This window comes from Duganella zoogloeoides, assembly GCF_034479515.1.
Taxonomy (GTDB): domain Bacteria; phylum Pseudomonadota; class Gammaproteobacteria; order Burkholderiales; family Burkholderiaceae_D; genus Rugamonas; species Rugamonas zoogloeoides.
Genome location: NZ_CP140152.1, coordinates 3,736,338 through 3,752,040 on the forward strand (window position 1 = coordinate 3,736,338; position 15,703 = coordinate 3,752,040).

General features: G+C 66.4%; 12 protein-coding genes. 8 read left to right on the forward strand and 4 right to left on the reverse strand.

What is annotated here, in order from left to right; all coding sequences use genetic code 11:
* Nucleotides 1–99 precede the first annotated feature (99 nt).
* The gene (locus SR858_RS16380) at nt 100–393 is read left to right on the forward strand and encodes a c-type cytochrome (RefSeq protein WP_019920078.1); all 294 of its coding nucleotides are present in this window, start codon (nt 100–102) and stop codon (nt 391–393) included.
* Between the two features lie 55 nt (nt 394–448).
* On the opposite strand, the gene SR858_RS16385 is transcribed toward SR858_RS16380, so the two are convergent.
* Nucleotides 449–2,449 (reverse strand): PAS domain-containing hybrid sensor histidine kinase/response regulator, encoded by a 2,001-nt coding sequence (locus SR858_RS16385; protein ID WP_019920079.1) that lies wholly within the window; start codon nt 2,447–2,449, stop codon nt 449–451.
* 135 nt (nt 2,450–2,584) lie between these two features.
* Between SR858_RS16385 and SR858_RS16390 the strand changes: the two genes are divergently transcribed.
* From SR858_RS16390 to SR858_RS16410, 5 genes are all read left to right on the forward strand, one after another.
* The gene (locus SR858_RS16390; protein WP_019920080.1) at nt 2,585–4,624 is read left to right on the forward strand and encodes a sensor histidine kinase; all 2,040 of its coding nucleotides are present in this window, start codon (nt 2,585–2,587) and stop codon (nt 4,622–4,624) included.
* A gap of 113 nt (nt 4,625–4,737) precedes the next feature.
* Nucleotides 4,738–5,370, forward strand: coding sequence for a superoxide dismutase (locus SR858_RS16395; protein ID WP_019920081.1), 633 nt, complete (start codon nt 4,738–4,740; stop codon nt 5,368–5,370).
* A gap of 180 nt (nt 5,371–5,550) precedes the next feature.
* Nucleotides 5,551–6,363 carry an alpha/beta fold hydrolase gene (locus SR858_RS16400; RefSeq protein WP_019920082.1) on the forward strand — a complete coding sequence of 271 codons (813 nt, stop codon included), beginning with the start codon at nt 5,551–5,553 and terminating at the stop codon, nt 6,361–6,363.
* Complete coding sequence (locus SR858_RS16405; RefSeq protein WP_019920083.1) at nt 6,360–7,532, forward strand: PAS domain-containing sensor histidine kinase; 1,173 nt, start codon at nt 6,360–6,362, stop codon at nt 7,530–7,532. Before SR858_RS16400 ends, SR858_RS16405 begins: the two co-directional genes overlap by 4 nt.
* 225 nt (nt 7,533–7,757) lie before the next feature.
* Nucleotides 7,758–9,329 carry a methyl-accepting chemotaxis protein gene (locus SR858_RS16410; RefSeq protein ID WP_026636954.1) on the forward strand — a complete coding sequence of 524 codons (1,572 nt, stop codon included), beginning with the start codon at nt 7,758–7,760 and terminating at the stop codon, nt 9,327–9,329.
* Here SR858_RS16410 and SR858_RS16415 read toward each other — a convergent pair.
* Both SR858_RS16415 and SR858_RS16420 read right to left on the reverse strand, forming a co-directional pair.
* Nucleotides 9,313–10,668 carry an ATP-binding protein gene (locus SR858_RS16415; RefSeq protein ID WP_019920085.1) on the reverse strand — a complete coding sequence of 452 codons (1,356 nt, stop codon included), beginning with the start codon at nt 10,666–10,668 and terminating at the stop codon, nt 9,313–9,315. The two genes, SR858_RS16410 and SR858_RS16415, sit on opposite strands and share 17 nt — an antisense overlap.
* Nucleotides 10,665–11,327: a response regulator gene (locus SR858_RS16420; protein ID WP_019920086.1), complete on the reverse strand. Its 663-nt coding sequence runs from the start codon at nt 11,325–11,327 to the stop codon at nt 10,665–10,667. The genes SR858_RS16415 and SR858_RS16420 overlap by 4 nt, the downstream gene beginning before the upstream one ends.
* A 148-nt stretch (nt 11,328–11,475) precedes the next feature.
* Between SR858_RS16420 and pbpG the strand changes: the two genes are divergently transcribed.
* Entirely contained in the window at nt 11,476–12,510 is a 1,035-nt protein-coding gene (gene pbpG / locus SR858_RS16425) for a D-alanyl-D-alanine endopeptidase (protein ID WP_019920087.1), read from the forward strand.
* Between the two features lie 12 nt (nt 12,511–12,522).
* Here the strand turns inward: pbpG and SR858_RS16430 are convergent, their stop codons facing one another.
* Nucleotides 12,523–13,746: a hypothetical protein gene (locus SR858_RS16430; RefSeq protein ID WP_019920088.1), complete on the reverse strand. Its 1,224-nt coding sequence runs from the start codon at nt 13,744–13,746 to the stop codon at nt 12,523–12,525.
* 569 nt (nt 13,747–14,315) lie between these two features.
* Between SR858_RS16430 and SR858_RS16435 the strand changes: the two genes are divergently transcribed.
* A complete protein-coding gene (locus SR858_RS16435) occupies nt 14,316–15,659 on the forward strand; it encodes a sigma-70 family RNA polymerase sigma factor (protein WP_019920089.1) in 1,344 nt (447 codons plus the stop codon).
* Nucleotides 15,660–15,703 lie beyond the last annotated feature (44 nt).

Sequence of the window (15,703 nt, forward strand, 5' to 3'; positions counted from 1 at the left end):
CTATCCAAACTACGGATGCCGGGCGCGTGGGGGCGCCACTACAATGGTCGCTTTTAAACCAAGGAGACTGCTGTGAAGTACTCGACTACCATGAGATCGATGGCGCTGGCCGCCACGGCCACGTTAATGGCCGCGCCAGCGCATGCCAACCCCGACCTGGCCAAGGCAAAGAACTGCATGGCCTGTCACGCCGCCGCCACCAGGCTGGTGGGGCCGTCGTTCAAGGATATCGCCGCCAGATACAAGGGCCAGAAGGACGCCGAAGCACTGCTGGCGACCAAGGTACTCAAGGGCGGCGCCGGCGTGTGGGCACCGATTCCGATGCCGGCCAATCCGCAGGTGTCGGATGCCGAGGCGAAAACCCTGGTCAAGTGGATACTGGCGCAAAAATAGACGACCCGGGAAGCGAAGCAAAGTATGCCTGCCCCGCTGCGTCGCACCAGCCGCATCACGCCAGCGTTGCCACCAGCGCCACCAGGCTGGCCGGGTCGATCGGCTTGACGAAGTGGTGGTCGAAGCCGGCGGTGGTGGCTTGTTGCTTGGCTTGCTCGTCGCCGTAGCCGGTGACCGCGATCAGTACCACGCCGTCCAGGCCCGGCGTGGCGCGCAGGCGGCGGGCCAGTTCGTAGCCGTCCATGCCGGGCAGGCCGATGTCGAGCAGGCATACGTGCGGCTTGAATGCCAGCGCGCGTTCCACCACGCGCGCCGGATCTTCTTCGGTCAGCACCTGGTGGCCGTGGATTTCGAGGAACATGGCCAGCATGTCGGCAGCGTCCTCGTTGTCGTCCACCACCATGGCGCGCAGCGCGGCGCTGGTGGTTAGTACCGGCGCGGGCGAGGCGGCAACGTCGCCGCCTACCGCAACGGGCGCCGGTTGTTCGACGATTTGTGGCAGCGTGATGGTGAAGCGGCTGCCCTGCCCCAGTCCCGGGCTCTGCGCGGACACCGTGCCGCCGTGCAGTTCCACCAGGCTTTTCACCAGCGCCAGGCCAATCCCGAGGCCACCTTGCGAACGGTCGGTTTCGCGCTCGGCCTGCACGAACAGGTCGAACGCGTGAGCCAGCACGTCGGCCGTCATGCCGATGCCGTTGTCGATCACGGCCAGCCTGACCTGGCCGCCGCCGGTGTCGAGCCGCAGCATGATGTCGCCGCCGCCCGGCGTGTATTTGACCGAGTTGCTCAGCAGGTTGGCCAGCACCTGCACCAGGCGCTTGGCGTCGCCCATCACCAGCGCCGGCGCCGGCGGCGTGCTGACGGTGAGGCGGTGGCCGTGACTGTCGATCAGCGGGCGCACCTGCTCGATGGCGTCGGCCACCACGCGCCGCACGTCGGTGGTGCTGGCATTCAAGGGGATCATGCCGCGCGTAACGCGCGACACATCGAGCAGGTCGTCGATCAGGCCCGTGATGTGGCGCACCTGGCGCCCGATCACGGCGCTGGCGTTCTGCACGCGCGCCGCATCGGCGCCCGGCATCTGCAGCAGTTCGGCGGCGGCCGAGATGGGCGCCAGCGGGTTGCGCAGCTCGTGCGCCAGCATGGCCAGGAATTCGTCCTTGCGGCGGTCGGCGGTGCGCAGCGCCTGCTCGCTGCGGGTGCGGTCGGTAACGTCGCGGAACATCAACGCGACCATCAGGTCTTCTTTCGAGCCCACCGGCGTGGCGTACACCTCGAACCAGCGGTTCATCGGCTCCGAGCCCTCCAGGAAGCGCACCGATTCGCCGGTGAGCGCCACCTTGCCGTAGATCTGGAACCAGCGCTCCTCGAGGTCGGGCACCAGCTGGCGCGCGGTCTTGCCGACCACGTCCACCAGGCCGGTCTGCCGCTCGAACGACGGGTTCACTTCGAGGAAACGGTAGTCGGCGGGACGGCCGGCGTCGTCGAGGATAATGCGGATCACGGCCAGGCCTTCGTCCATCGACTCGACCACCGTCACGTACGACTGCTTGAGCAGTTGCCGCGTGCGCATGTCTTCGGTGACGTCGGCACACACCACCAGTACCCCGCGCACGCGCTCCTCGTCCTGGATCGGGCTGTAGCCGTAGGTCCAGTACATGTCCTCGCGCTTGCCATTGCGGGTGAGCTGGACCAGCGCATTCTCGTGCCAGGTGGCGCCCTGGCCTGTCATTACGTGGTCGATTTCCGGACCGACCTTGTGCCAGACCTCGGCCCAGCAGTCGCGGCAGCGCTGGCCCAGCGCGACCGGGTGACGGTCGGCGCCCATGGTGCGGCGATAGGCGTCGTTGTAGAACTGGTAAAGCTCGTCGCCCCACCAGATCAGCATCGGGTGGTTGCTGGTGAGGATCAGGCGCAAGGTGGACTTGAGCAGCAACGGCCAGCCAGCCGGTGGACCAAGCGGATGGCCGCTCCAGTCGTGATCGCGCGTGAGCACGCCCATTTCGCCGCCGCCATCGAGAAACGCCGGCAACCCGTGCGCGCTGTTGGATACCATTACCAAACTCCACGTGAATAGTCCGGGCGATATTACCATGGGCGCTGGCGGCGATATCGCGTACATGCTACGGGGCGCGGCCGATGGCAGCGTAAAATATCCGCAGCACCGCTCTCCGCACATAACCGCCAGCCCATGACACCGAAACTGCCCGCCTCTGCCCTCGAAGACATCGGCTTCGACACCCTGTTCGACGCCGCGCCCGCACCCTGCCTGGTGCTGTCGCCGCAACTGAGCATCCTGGCGGCCAACGCCGCCTACCTGGCTGTTGCAGGCCGCGACCGCGCCAGCATCGTCGGCCTGAACATCTTCGAGGCGTTTCCCGACAACCCGGACGATCCGCATGCCGATGGCGTGGCCAGTCTGCGCGCGTCGCTGCAGCGGGTGCTGGCCACCGGCCGGCCCGACAAGATGGCCGCCATGCGCTACGACGTGGCGCCGGAACCCGGCGGCATCAACTTCCTGCCGCGCTACTGGCGGTCGGTCAACACGCCGGTGCTGGATGACAACGGCGCGGTGCGCTGCATCATCCAGTCGGTGGAAGAAGTGACCTCGGCCTTCCTCACGCGTGGGCGCGGCATGCGCGAGGTGCTCTCCAACCTGACCGACGTGCTGCGCGACCTGAAGACGCCGGAGGACATCGGCTACCAGGCCGCCGCCATTCTCGGCGACGCGCTTGGTACCAGCCGGGTGGGCTTCGGCACCATCGACACGGTGCGCGACACCCTGCACGTGGTGCGCGACTGGTGCGCGGACGGTGTCGAAACACTGGCGGGGAAAACCGAATTGCGCCACTACGGCCACTTCATTGACGACCTCAAACTGGGCAAGCTGATCGTCATCGGCGACGTTGATCACGATAGCCGCACCGCGCATGCGGCAGCAGCTTTGCGCGGGCGCAGCGCCGGCGCTTTTGTCAATGTGCCGGTGGTCGAACATGGCGCCCTGGTCGCCGTGCTGTTCGTCAACAACGCCGCTGCGCGCGACTGGTCGGTGGAGGAACTGCTGCTGATCAAGGAGGTGGCCGCCCGTATCCGCACGGCCGGCGAGCGCCTGCGCGTGACCGCCGCGCTGCGCGAGAGCGAGGCGCGCTTTCGCATCATCACCGAGGCCATGCCGCAGATGGTGTGGTCCAACCGGCCCGACGGCTACAACGACTACCACAACGAACAGTGGCACGGCTTTACCGGCGCGCCGCGTAACGCCACCGACGGCCACCGCTGGAGCGAGATGTTCCACCCGGACGACCGCGCGCGGGCGTGGGAATTGTGGCAGCACTGCCTGCGCACCGGCGAGACCTATGAAATCGAGTACCGGCTGCGCCACCACAGCGGCGCCTACCGCTGGGTGCTGGGCCGCGCGCTGCCGCTGCGCGACGACGACGGCCGCATCACGCGCTGGCTCGGCACCTGCACCGACATCGACAACCAGAAGCGCGCCGAGGAAACCCTGCGCGAAGCCAACGGCCGCAAGGACGAATTCCTGGCCATGCTGGCGCATGAATTGCGCAACCCGCTCGCCCCCATCAGCAGTGCCGCCCAGATCCTGCTGCTCGCCCGCACCGATCCGGACAGCGTGCAACGGGCGGGAGAAGTCATCCTGCGCCAGGTGCGGCACCTGACCGGCCTGGTGGACGATTTGCTCGACGTTTCGCGCGTCACCCACGGCATGATCGGCATCGACCGCCAGCGGCTCGACCTGCGCGACGTGCTGCACCACGCCGTGGAACAGGCGCAGCCGACCATCGACGCCCGCCAGCACCGGCTGGTGCTCGACCTGGCGCCCGGCGCCACGCTGGTGCTGGGCGACCGGCTGCGGCTGGTGCAGGTGGTGGTCAACCTGCTCAACAACGCCGCCAAGTACACGCCGCCCGGCGGCGCCGTCACCCTGGCGCTGGCGGCGGCGGACGGCCAGGCGCGCATCGAAGTTACCGACACCGGCTGCGGCATCGAGCCCGCGCTGCTGCCGCACGTGTTCGACCTGTTCATCCAGGCCAAGCGCACGCCTGACCGCCAGCAGGGCGGCCTGGGACTGGGCCTGGCGCTGGTGCAGCGCATCGCCGCCCTGCACGACGGCAGCGTGCGCGCGTTCAGCGACGGCGCCGGACTGGGCAGCCGGTTCGTGATCACCTTGCCGGTGTTGTCAGTGTTGCCGGGGGCCGACACCGCTGGTTGAAACAAGCGCGCGCCGATTCTGGTATTGTCGATGTGGGAATGCAAACATTGTCCCGTATCCGGTGCCGCAACCGCGCACCGGTTTCATTATTTCGACCTGAACGGAGAATTACGATGGCTTACGAATTACCGCCTTTGCCGTACGCGTACGACGCCCTCGAGCCGCATTTCGATGCGCGCACGATGGAAATCCACCACACCAAGCACCACCAGACCTATGTCACCAGCCTTAATAACGCGGTGAACGACGCCGGCATCGAGCCAGTGGCGGTCGAAGAACTGATCAAGGACATCGGCGCCCTGCCACAAGCGGCGCAAACCGCCGTGCGCAACCACGGCGGCGGCCACGCCAACCATGCACTGTTCTGGACCGTGCTGAGCCCCAAGGGCGGCGGCGCGCCGACCGGCAAACTGGCAGACGCCATCAATAACGACCTGGGCGGCTTCGAGCGGTTCAAGGAGCAATTCATCAAGGCGGCGCAAACCCGCTTCGGTAGCGGCTGGGCCTGGCTCACCGTGGGCAAGGACGGTAAGTTGCTGGTGGAAAACAGCGCCAACCAGGACAGCCCGTTGATGGGTGACTTCGTCGGGCTGTCGGGCGGTACGCCCATCCTCGGCCTCGACGTGTGGGAACACGCGTACTACCTGAATTACCAGAACCGCCGTCCAGACTATATTTCGGCCTTCTTCAACATCATCAATTGGGAAGACGTCGCGCGCCGCTACGAGCAAGCTGTTACTTCCTGATCAACGGTTCCATGTAACTTTCGAGGGCAAGCCAACGAGGAACTGCCGTGTTCGCTCCTAGCCGCCCTTTATTATCGCCTGGCAGTCATACGCGCGCGACCGTCACTTGCATCACACTATATAATGGACATAATTTTAACAGTCCAGCAGGCGCTGCTTGTCGCACCGGCCTGATCCCTCATGAATTTAACCGTACGAAACAATGTCAAGATTCATGGCGGCGATGGACTGCCCACCATGATCATGGCCCATGGCTTTGGCTGCGACCAGAGCATGTGGCGGCACCTGGCACCCGAATTCGCCAGCCGCTACCGCGTCGTGCTGTTCGACCTGGTGGGCAGCGGCAACTCCGACCTGGCCGCGTACGACCGGCAAAAATACGGCTCGCTGCAAGGCTATGCCGACGACCTGCTCGAACTGATCGACGCGTTTGCCACCGGCCCGGTGATTTTCGTGGGTCACTCCGTCAGCGCGACCATCGGCGTGCTGGCGTCGAACCTGGCGCCGGAAAAATTCGCGTCGCAAATCATGGTCGGTCCGTCGCCGCGCTATATCGACGATGACCCGTACCGCGGTGGTTTTTCCGAAGAAGACATCGCCGACCTGCTCGACACCATGGAAGCGAACTATCTCGGCTGGTCAAGCACCATGGCGCCCGCCATCATGGGTGCGCCCGACCAGCCGCAGCTGGGCGAAGAACTGACCAACAGCTTCTGCCGTACCGATCCCGCGATTGCCAAGCATTTCGCCCGCGTGACGTTCCTGTCCGATCACCGTGCCGACTTTTCCCGGTCGCGCACCCCGGCACTGATCCTGCAATGCAGCGACGACCTGATCGCGCCGGTGGAAGTAGGCGAATTCATGCACCACGCCATGCCCGACAGCACGCTGGTGATGATTGCCAACCACGGCCACTGCCCGCACCTGAGCGCCCCCGACGCCAGCATCGCCGCCATGCAGGCGTTTCTTTCACCGCCACCGCCCACAGCATGACCGCCGCAGCGGCGGCAGCGCCGGACAGGTGGGACGATACCCCGTGCGGCCTGCTGGTCGTCGGTGTCGACGGCGTCATCGTGCGCGCCAACCTGACCGTATGCCGCTGGCTCGGCTATGAGCAGGCCGAACTGGTCGGCATTAAACGGTTTTCCGAGCTGATGCCGATGGGCGCCCGGGTATTTCTGCACACCCACTGGACGCCGCTGCTGCAAATCCAGGGCTCGGTCTCGGAAGTGCAGCTGGACCTGTTCGACAAGGACCGGCGCCGCCTGCCAATGATGCTCAGCGCCATCCGGCGCCAGCACGACGGCGTGATCCACGACGAGATCGCCCTGCTGGTGGCCACCGACCGCAAACTGTACGAGCGCGAATTGCGCGCCCAGCGCGAACGCGCCGAAGCAGCTACCGCCGAGCTGGCCATGGCACAGGCCCAGCTCAGCGCTGCCAACGCCGCGCTGTCGCTGCAGCACCGCCACAAGGACGAGTTCCTGACCACGCTGGCGCATGAATTGCGCAACCCGCTTGCGGCCATGCACAACGTGATCGAGATACTGCGGCTGCGGGCGCACGCGGCGAACGGCAGCGACCGCCCCACCGAGATCCTGGGCCGGCAGATCGCGCAGATCACGCGCCTGGTGGACGACTTGCTCAACGTCTCGCAGATCGGCCAGGGCAAGGTATCGCTGGCAATGGCGGCAACCGATATCGTCCCTACCCTGCGCCACGCGGCCGACGAGGCGCTGCCGGCCATGCTGGCGGCCGGCCAGCACCTGACGGTGGAGCTGCCGGCGCAGCCGCTGCAAGCAATGGTGGACCCTGCACGCCTGACGCAAATCCTCGCCAACCTGCTCAACAATGCCAGAAAATACAGCCCCGCCGGCGCCGCCATCGCGCTGCGGGCCGGCACCCGCGAGGACCGGCTCTGGATCGAGGTCAGCGATACCGGCATTGGCATCGCACCGGAACAACTGGCGCTGGTTTTCGACAAATTTCTGCAGCTTGCGCCCGGCCTCGACCGGGCCCAGGGAGGACTCGGCATCGGCCTGTCGCTGGTCAAGGGGCTGGTGGAGCTGCACGGGGGCGACGTCTCCGCTCATAGCGACGGCGCCGGTGCCGGCAGCCGTTTCACGGTCTGGCTGCCGCTGCTGGACAACCGCACCAGTTGAGACGTGGCTAGACCACCACAGCGCCGACACTTTCCACTCGGAAATACGTTAGAATGACGCAACGCCGCAATTGCGGCGCTTTTCTGCGGCCCCACCCCCGCCGCCTTTAGCGTTCCCAGCAAGTATCCCAATCCATGCCGCCCCGGTTTCATCGGTGCGCGGCGGCAGGCCGCCTGCCGATCAGGCAACGGGGAACGCACTTAACCTGTCTACAAAGGTGGTCCTGTGAAACTCGGCAACTTGAAAATCGGTGTCCGGCTCGGCTTGTTGTCCGCGCTGTTCTTTATCGCCCTGTTGATCGTGGGCGTCGTCGGCTGGCGCGCAGTTGACGAGGGCAATACCCGCGCCAGCGCAGCCATGGCGCGCCTGGTGGCAATGGCCGAGGCCAGCGACACCGCGCGCAGCGCCCAGGTGGCATTCAAGATCCAGGTGCAGGAATGGAAAAACATCCTGGTGCGCGGCGACGACCAGGACACACTCGACAAGTACCGCAACGCCTTCATCAAGGGCGGCAATACGACCCGCGCTGAACTGGCCAGCCTCGACGCCATGCTCGACAAGCTCGCCATCGCCACGCCAATGGTGGACGACGCCCTGCGCACCCAGGACGCGCTGACCAAGCGCTATCTGACCGCGCTGGAGCAATTCGACCCGGCCCAGGCCACGTCGGCCGACAAGGTCGATGCGCTGGTCCAGGGCGCCGACCGCGAACCGACACGCAAGATCGACGAGATCGTGGACTACATCGGCAAGCAGGCCCAGGAACTGACGAAACGCATCGAGGCCGACAATGCGGCGGCCCACCAGCGCGCCACGCTGACCATCGCCCTTGCACTGGCGCTGGTGCTGGCGATCGGCTCGATCACGGTATTGTGGCTGATCCGCAGCATCACGCTGCCGTTGTACGCGGCGGTCGCCGTCGCGCAAACGGTGGCGGCCGGCGACCTGCGCACCGAGGTGCGCGCCGACACCACCGACGAAATCGGCGACCTGCTGCAAGCGCTGCGCCAGATGCAGGACAACCTGTCCGGCATCGTGGGCCGGGTGCGCGACGGCACGGTCGCCATCCACGCCGCCTCCACCGAAATCGCCACCGGCAACCTGGACCTGTCCTCGCGCACCGAGCAGCAGGCCGGCGCGCTGGAAGAAACCGCCGCCTCGATGGTGGAACTGACCAGCACCGTCAAGCAGAACAACGACAACGCCAGCGCCGCCGGCGAACTGGCCGACAGCGCCTCGGCCATCGCCGTCAAGGGCGGCCAGGCGGTGGAACAGATGGTCGCCACCATGACCGCGATCAGCGCCTCGTCCAACAAGATCGTCGACATCATCAGCACCATCGACGGCATCGCCTTCCAGACCAATATCCTGGCGCTCAACGCTGCGGTGGAAGCGGCGCGCGCCGGCGAACAGGGGCGCGGCTTTGCCGTGGTGGCTACCGAGGTGCGCAACCTGGCGCAGCGCTCGGCCACGGCGGCGCAGGAAATCAAGACGCTGATCAACGACTCGGTGGGACGCATCGCCTCGGGCAACGACCAGGCAGCGGTGGCCGGCGCCACCATGGGCGACGTGGTGGCCAGCGTACAGCGGGTGACGGCGGTGATCGCCGAGATCACGGTGGCGGGCCAGGAGCAGACCGAGGGCATCGCCCAGATCAGCTCGGCCATCAGTCACATGGACGGCGTTACGCAGCAGAACGCCGCGCTGGTCGAAGAAGCGGCAGCGGCGGCCGACGCGCTGCAACAGCAGGCAGCGGCGCTGACCGAGGCGGTGGCCGTGTTCAAGCTGCGGGCATAGCTGCCCCGTGCACGGCGGGGAACGCCACCACCACCCGTAAGCCGGTCGGCGCCAGCGGCGCCGTATCGAAGCTGACCGTGGCGCCGGCCTTGTCGGCCACCGCCTTCACGATCGCCAGGCCCAGGCCCGAGCCGGTGGCTTCGCCGCTGCCCAGGATGCGGTAAAAGGCGTGGAACACCCGCTCGCGCTCGGGCTTGGGGATGCCCGGGCCGCTGTCATCGACAATCAGGTCCACGCCAGCGGCGTGGCGGCGGAACGCTACATCGACGCGGCCGCCAGGCGGCGTGTAGCGCAGCGCGTTGTCAACCAGGTTTTTCACCAGCATGTGCAGGTCGAGCGGCGCGGCGGCCACTTGCGCGTCGTCGGTGCTGAGCACGCCGAGGTCGATGCCGCGCTGCTCGGCCAGCGGGTACAAGTCTTCGATCACCGCGCGCACCACCTGCTGCAACGATACCGGCGCTGGCGCGGTGAGGTCCGGCGCGCCCTGCTGCGAGCGGGCCAGCGCCAGCAACTGGTCGAGCATCACGCGCGTGCGCTGCAGGCCGGCGGCCAGCGTCTGCATGCGCCGGCGGGCTTCGTCCGGCATATCGGCGGCCGCCAACCGTTCCGTTTGCAGCGACATGGCCGTCAACGGCGAGCGCAGTTCGTGGGCGGCGTCGGCCACGAAGCGGCGCTGGGTTTGCATTGCCACGTCCACCCGCGTGAGCAGGCGGTTGATTTCAGCCACCAGCGGCTGCACTTCGTCGGGCAGGCCGGCAGCGTCGAGCTGGCGCAGGTCGTAGTGGGAACGGCGGCCCGCCTCGTCGGCTACCGCACGCAGGGGCCCGAACAGTTTGCGGATCAGCCAGTGCACCAGCAGCGGCAGCAGCACCGCCAGCAATCCGAACGGCACCAATGCCCGCCAGGCGTTATTGATCGCCACCGCATTGCGCACGCGGGTTTGCTGGGCCACGGCCAGGCGTACCCCGCTGTTATCGGTGCGCACGAACACGCGCCACGAATCGCGTTCCATGTCCACCGTTTGCAGGCCATCGACCAGCGGCGTGGAAAACACGGGCAGGCCGTCGGCGGCTTCGGGTTCGCCCGGGGTGGGATTGAGAAAGCGCACCACGATGCGTTCGTCGAGCGTGATGCCGCTGATCTTCTGGCGCGCGGCCAGCGTAACGGGCCCCGTTTGCAGGCGGCCGATCAGGTGGGCGATCTGGCGCAGCTGCTTGTCCTGGGCGATGTGGGCGTCGTTCCACGATGCAATCAAGGTGAACATGGCGGCGCTGCCGGCCATGAGCACCACGGCCAGCGCGATGGTGGCGGACAGCCGGTACTGGAGCGAGGTGCTCATGGCGTCTTGGAGACCATCCAGCCCACGCCGCGCACGTTCTTGATGGCGTCGGCGCCGAGTTTTTTGCGCAGTGCGTGGATCAGGAATTCGACCGCGTTGCTTTCCACTTCCTCGTTCCAGCCGTAGATGCGGTTTTCGAGCTCGCTGCGCGAGAGGATGGCGCCGGGGCGCACCATCAGCGCTTGCAACAGCGCGAACTCGCGGCCGGTCAGGCGCACTTGCCGCCCTTCGCGGCAGGCTTCGTGGGTGGCCGGATCGAGCGTGATCACGCCGTTGCCCAGGTTGGGACCGACGGCGGCCGCCTGGCGCCGGGTGACGGCGCGCATGCGCGCCAGCAGTTCCGACAGCGCGAACGGTTTGACCAGGTAGTCGTCGGCGCCGCCGTCCAGGCCCGCCACGCGGTCCTCGGTGGCGTCGCGCGCGGTGAGCACCAGTACCGGCACGCCACGGCCGGCGGCGCGCAGCGTGTGCAGCACCGACATGCCGTCGCGGCGGGGCAGGCCCAGGTCGAGCAGCACCATCTGGTATGGATTGCAGGCCAGCGAATCGAGCGCGGCGTCGCCATCGACCACCCAGTCCACGCCATAGCTGGCCTCGCGCAGCGCCTGCTGGATCGCATTGCCGATCATGTCATCGTCTTCCACCAACAGCACCCGCATCGCATCCCTTCGATTTCCGCGCCGACTGGCGGCACAAGACGGTATTTTAACGGCTTCGTTCATCGAACGTCCGCTAAGTGACTGCTAAGTGTGCGTGCCTACCATGCGGACGTTGTTATTCCAGCCTGGGCCCCGCTGCATGAAAAGCATGAAACTACTGAAGCCATTGATTTTTTCGTTGATTTGCCTGGTGGGCCTGCAAGCGCCCGTCGATTCGTATGGCGCCGAGTCGCGCCACAAACAGAATTCCGGCAAGACCAGCAAGGGGAAGGCCACCAAGGCCACCAAGGCCGTGAAGGCCAGCAAGGCCAAGCCGGTCAAAGCCAGGCGGGTCAAAGCCGTCAAGCCACTGCGCCAGCGCAAGATGGCGCAGGCGGTGGCCGTCTCGCAAGCCCCCAACGCGGCGCACCTGGCAGCGCTGCGTTCGAGCGCGGTGGTAATCATCGATCCGAAGACGCAGGACGTGCTGTACCAGAAGAACCAGAACACGGTAATGCCGATCGCCTCGCTCACCAAGCTGATGACGGCGCTGGTGGTGCTCGACGCTAACCAGAGCATGACCCAGCAACTGACGGTGACCAGCGCCGACGTCGATCGCCTCAAGTATTCGACCTCGCGCCTGCAAGTGGGCACGACGCTGTCGCGCACGTCGATGCTGCACCTGGCGTTGATGAGTTCGGAAAACCGGGCCGCGTCCGCGCTGGGCCGCAACTATCCCGGCGGCACGCGCGCCTTTGTCGCCGCGATGAACCGCAAGGCCCGCGCGCTGGGCATGCGCAATACGCGCTACGTGGAACCGACCGGCCTGTCGAGCGCCAACGTGTCCACGCCGAGCGACCTAGCAAAACTGGTGATCGCCGCCGAAAAGAGCGCCCTGATCCGGCGCTACTCGACCGACCACCAGTTCAGCATCCGCCAGGGCCGCAGCACCAGCGTGTACCACAATACCAACCGCCTGACGGCGAGCAGCAACTGGCGCATCCGCCTGCAAAAGACCGGCTACATCTCGGAAGCCGGTCGCTGCATGGTGCTCTACACCATGGTCAACAACCGCCCGACGGTGATGGTATTCCTCAACTCCCAAGGCAAATACTCGCACGCAGCCGATGCCAACCGGGCGCGGTCGTGGCTGGCGGGGTATCGGGGAGCCAAGGTGCAGCGAGCGGTGAAGCGGCGGCAGTAACGCCGCTTCCCCCTAGAAGTAATACCCCGCCTGCAAATTGATGCGGCGGCTGTAGCCCGGATGCTCGGCCGAGGTAGCGCCAAGGCCGCCGAAGTCGGGCGAGATGTACGGGTGGTGCTTGCCCAGCATGAAGTCGGCCGAGAAGGCCCATTTGCCCGCGGAGAAGCTCAGGCCCGTGACGTTTTGCGCCGAGTCCTTGTAGCCGCCCACGCGCTTGTGCAGCATGCTGTAGTCGTTATAGACCTTGAAGCCGGAAAACGGCCCCACCTTGCCGCCGATGTCGTAGCTGGCGTTGGCGATATAGATGTCGCCTTTCGATGCCACCGGGTACGGGTAGCCGAAGCCGCCGATCATCACGAAGCTGTTGGCGTCCAGGCCGCCATAGGTCTGGGTTGCTTCGTGGCTGGTGTGGTAGTCGTAGCGCATCGCTTGCAGCATGACGTTGACCGGTCCCGACTTGCCCTTGAAGTGCACCGCGAACGCGTTGCGGCGGGTGTTGACGGCGCCGTTGGCGCGCGCTTCGTTGCGGATTTCGCCGGTCAGCGCGGAGACGCCCACCTCGTGCTGGCCCTGGTCGCCCACCTTGAAGGCCACGCGGCCGATCAGTGTGTTGCGCTCGGTGTCGCGCTGGCCGGTGCCGAAGCCTTGCGCGTCGTCGTCGGCAACGATGTTGTACGAGTAGCGGTTGGCCGAGGGCGCAGTGTTGCTGCCGCCGCCATACGAGCCGCCGTCGCGCGGATAAAAGCCCAGCTGCCATTCGACCGGTCCCGGCTTGCTGAGGTAGGTCACACCGAGGTCGTACTTGTCTTCGAAGCCGGCGTAAAACGCGATCGACTCGTAGAAATTGTTCGATGCATACGGTTGCAAGCCGAACAGGTTCTTGTCCACGCCGATGTGCAGCTCGCTCTTGTCGGCAAAGCGCCGGCCGATCCAGCCGTGGTGCAGGAAGTGCTGCCAGTAGCCGCCCTGGCCTTTCGGGAAATTATTGTAGCGATACTGGGCCGAACCGAGGTTGGTGCCGTCGTCGTAGTTGACGTCGAGCCGCGCCGTGTCGAGGCCGAAGAAGCCGTTGCGATACTCGTCCTGCCAGCTCTTGTACACGTAATTGAAGCGGATGGCGCCGCCCACGGTGAGGGGCGAAGCGCCCGCGTCGGCGGCCATGGCGACAGCGCCGGGCAATAGCAGGGTAGCGGCCGCTGCGCATGCGCACCAGCCTTTGACATTTTTCGACAACATATTATTTCCTTTAAAACGGTGGCGGCGCTTCCTGCGCATCGATCTGCCATTGGCCCGAACAGGTGCGCAACTTGGCTGCGCGCCGGGACCGGAAGCTGTTGCGGGTGGCTTCAACAGCCTGCACCCGCTCCGCCTGGAACGAAATCCCTGCCGTGCGCTGGATAGACCGGGTGTAAACGCCAGTCGCGCGGGTCAGTCACTGCACCGTGACCGGTGCAGGCATGGTGAACAAGGCCTGCCGCGAGCGAAACGAGCGCCCGGATCGCAGCATGACTACTGACAGAAGTTGGCAGGAGGGGCCGATATAGTACCACCGGTCGCGACCATTACCGCGTCCGGTTGACCGGCAGATACCGGCCCGGAAAACTCATCACCAAGGAGAGTCTTGCATGTCCATCAAGTCCGTAGCCCATGTCAACCTGTGCGGCACCGCCCGCCAGGCAAGGCGGTCGCCGGTGTAAGGCATGCTCAAGGGCCGCTTCGGCGTGGCCTGGATCCTCAACGTCGCTATTGCGCCAGCCGGGCAAGTTGACTACAATTGAGAATGATTCTTGTTCTGCTTTATAGGCATGCCAGCAACCAACCACCTGCCCCAGCCGGACATCGGCGCCCTGTACAGCGACCACCACGGCTGGTTGCAGGGCTGGTTGCGCCGCAAGCTGGGCAATGCCGGCGATGCCGCCGACCTGGCGCAGGACACCTTCATGCGGGTGCTGAGCAAGCACGAAGCGCCCGACGTGCTGGCGCCACGGGCCTACCTGAGCACCATCGCGCGCGGCCTGGTGGCCGATTTTTTCCGCCGCCAGGACCTCGAACGCACCTATCTCGATACGCTCGCCGCGCTGCCCGAGCAGCACACGCCCTCGCCCGAGGCGCGCGCCCTGATTCTCGAAGCCTTGAGCGCCATCGACGCCATCCTCGACGGCATGAAGCCGGCCATGCGCCAGGCGTTTCTGCTCTCGCAACTGGAAGGCCTGACCTACCCGGCGATCGCCGAACGGCTCGGCGTGTCGCTGCGCACGGTGAATACCTATATGGCAGACGCCATCGCCCATTGCCACCGGGTGGCGCCCGGCATGGACTCGGTGCGCGGCATGATGCAGGCGATCCCGCCGCACATCGGCGCGCCGGTGCTGCAGGCGCCGCTCAAGGGCCGGCGCCAGGCGCTGCGCGGGCTGGCGTTGCTGGCCTCCGGCGGCGCTGTCGGCTACGCGGTGTACGGCAGCGCCGAAGACGCCGCGCCGTGGCGGGCGGCGCTGGCCGAATACCGCACCGGCGTCGGCGAACAGCGCAGCGTTCGCCTGGCCGACGGTTCGCTGCTGATCCTCAACACCGACAGCGCGGTCGATGTGCGCTTCGACGCCGGCCAGCGCACGGTGCTGCTGCGCAGCGGCGAGATCGTGATCGAAACCGCGCACCGGCAGCACGCAGGCGCGCCGCCCGATACGCGGCCGTTCGTGGTGCAGACCGCGCACGGCGCCATGCGGGCGCTCGGTACGCGCTTCACGGTGCGCCACGCGCCGGAGTCCACCACGCTGGTGGTGCTCGAACACGCGGTGGCCGTGCGCCCTGCCCGCGCGTCGCTGCAAACGCCGCCGGTACTGGTGCGCGCGGGCCAGCAACTGGTGTTCAACGCGGCCGGCGCCGCGCCGCTGCAAACCGGCGACGACCTGGCCGACGCCTGGCGCCACGGCAGCATCGTGGTGGACAACTGGCCGTTGAGCCGGCTGGTGGCGGAACTGGGCCGCTACCGCACCGGCCACCTGGCCTGCGACGGCGCTGTAGCCAACCTGCGCGTATCGGGCGCGTTCCCGGTGGCCGATACCGCCCAGGCGCTGGCGGTGCTGGCGCGGTCGTTGCCGGTGCGGGTACGGCGCCTGACCCGGTACTGGGTAACGGTAGGCGCCGCATAAATATTTTTCAAAAACTTCTGCATGATTTTCGATCTGGTACGGCC

Excerpts from the sequence above, each read along its gene's own strand:
- SR858_RS16380 (WP_019920078.1), top strand. The coding sequence starts at position 100 with ATGGCGCTGGCCGCCACGGCCACGTTAATGGCCGCGCCAGCGCATGCC.
- SR858_RS16385 (WP_019920079.1), bottom strand. The coding sequence starts at position 2,449 with ATGGTATCCAACAGCGCGCACGGGTTGCCGGCGTTTCTCGATGGCGGC.
- SR858_RS16390 (WP_019920080.1), top strand. The coding sequence starts at position 2,585 with ATGACACCGAAACTGCCCGCCTCTGCCCTCGAAGACATCGGCTTCGAC.
- SR858_RS16395 (WP_019920081.1), top strand. The coding sequence starts at position 4,738 with ATGGCTTACGAATTACCGCCTTTGCCGTACGCGTACGACGCCCTCGAG.
- SR858_RS16400 (WP_019920082.1), top strand. The coding sequence starts at position 5,551 with ATGAATTTAACCGTACGAAACAATGTCAAGATTCATGGCGGCGATGGA.
- SR858_RS16405 (WP_019920083.1), top strand. The coding sequence starts at position 6,360 with ATGACCGCCGCAGCGGCGGCAGCGCCGGACAGGTGGGACGATACCCCG.
- SR858_RS16415 (WP_019920085.1), bottom strand. The coding sequence starts at position 10,668 with ATGAGCACCTCGCTCCAGTACCGGCTGTCCGCCACCATCGCGCTGGCC.
- SR858_RS16420 (WP_019920086.1), bottom strand. The coding sequence starts at position 11,327 with ATGCGGGTGCTGTTGGTGGAAGACGATGACATGATCGGCAATGCGATC.
- pbpG (WP_019920087.1), top strand. The coding sequence starts at position 11,476 with ATGAAACTACTGAAGCCATTGATTTTTTCGTTGATTTGCCTGGTGGGC.
- SR858_RS16430 (WP_019920088.1), bottom strand. The coding sequence starts at position 13,746 with ATGTTGTCGAAAAATGTCAAAGGCTGGTGCGCATGCGCAGCGGCCGCT.
- SR858_RS16435 (WP_019920089.1), top strand. The coding sequence starts at position 14,316 with ATGCCAGCAACCAACCACCTGCCCCAGCCGGACATCGGCGCCCTGTAC.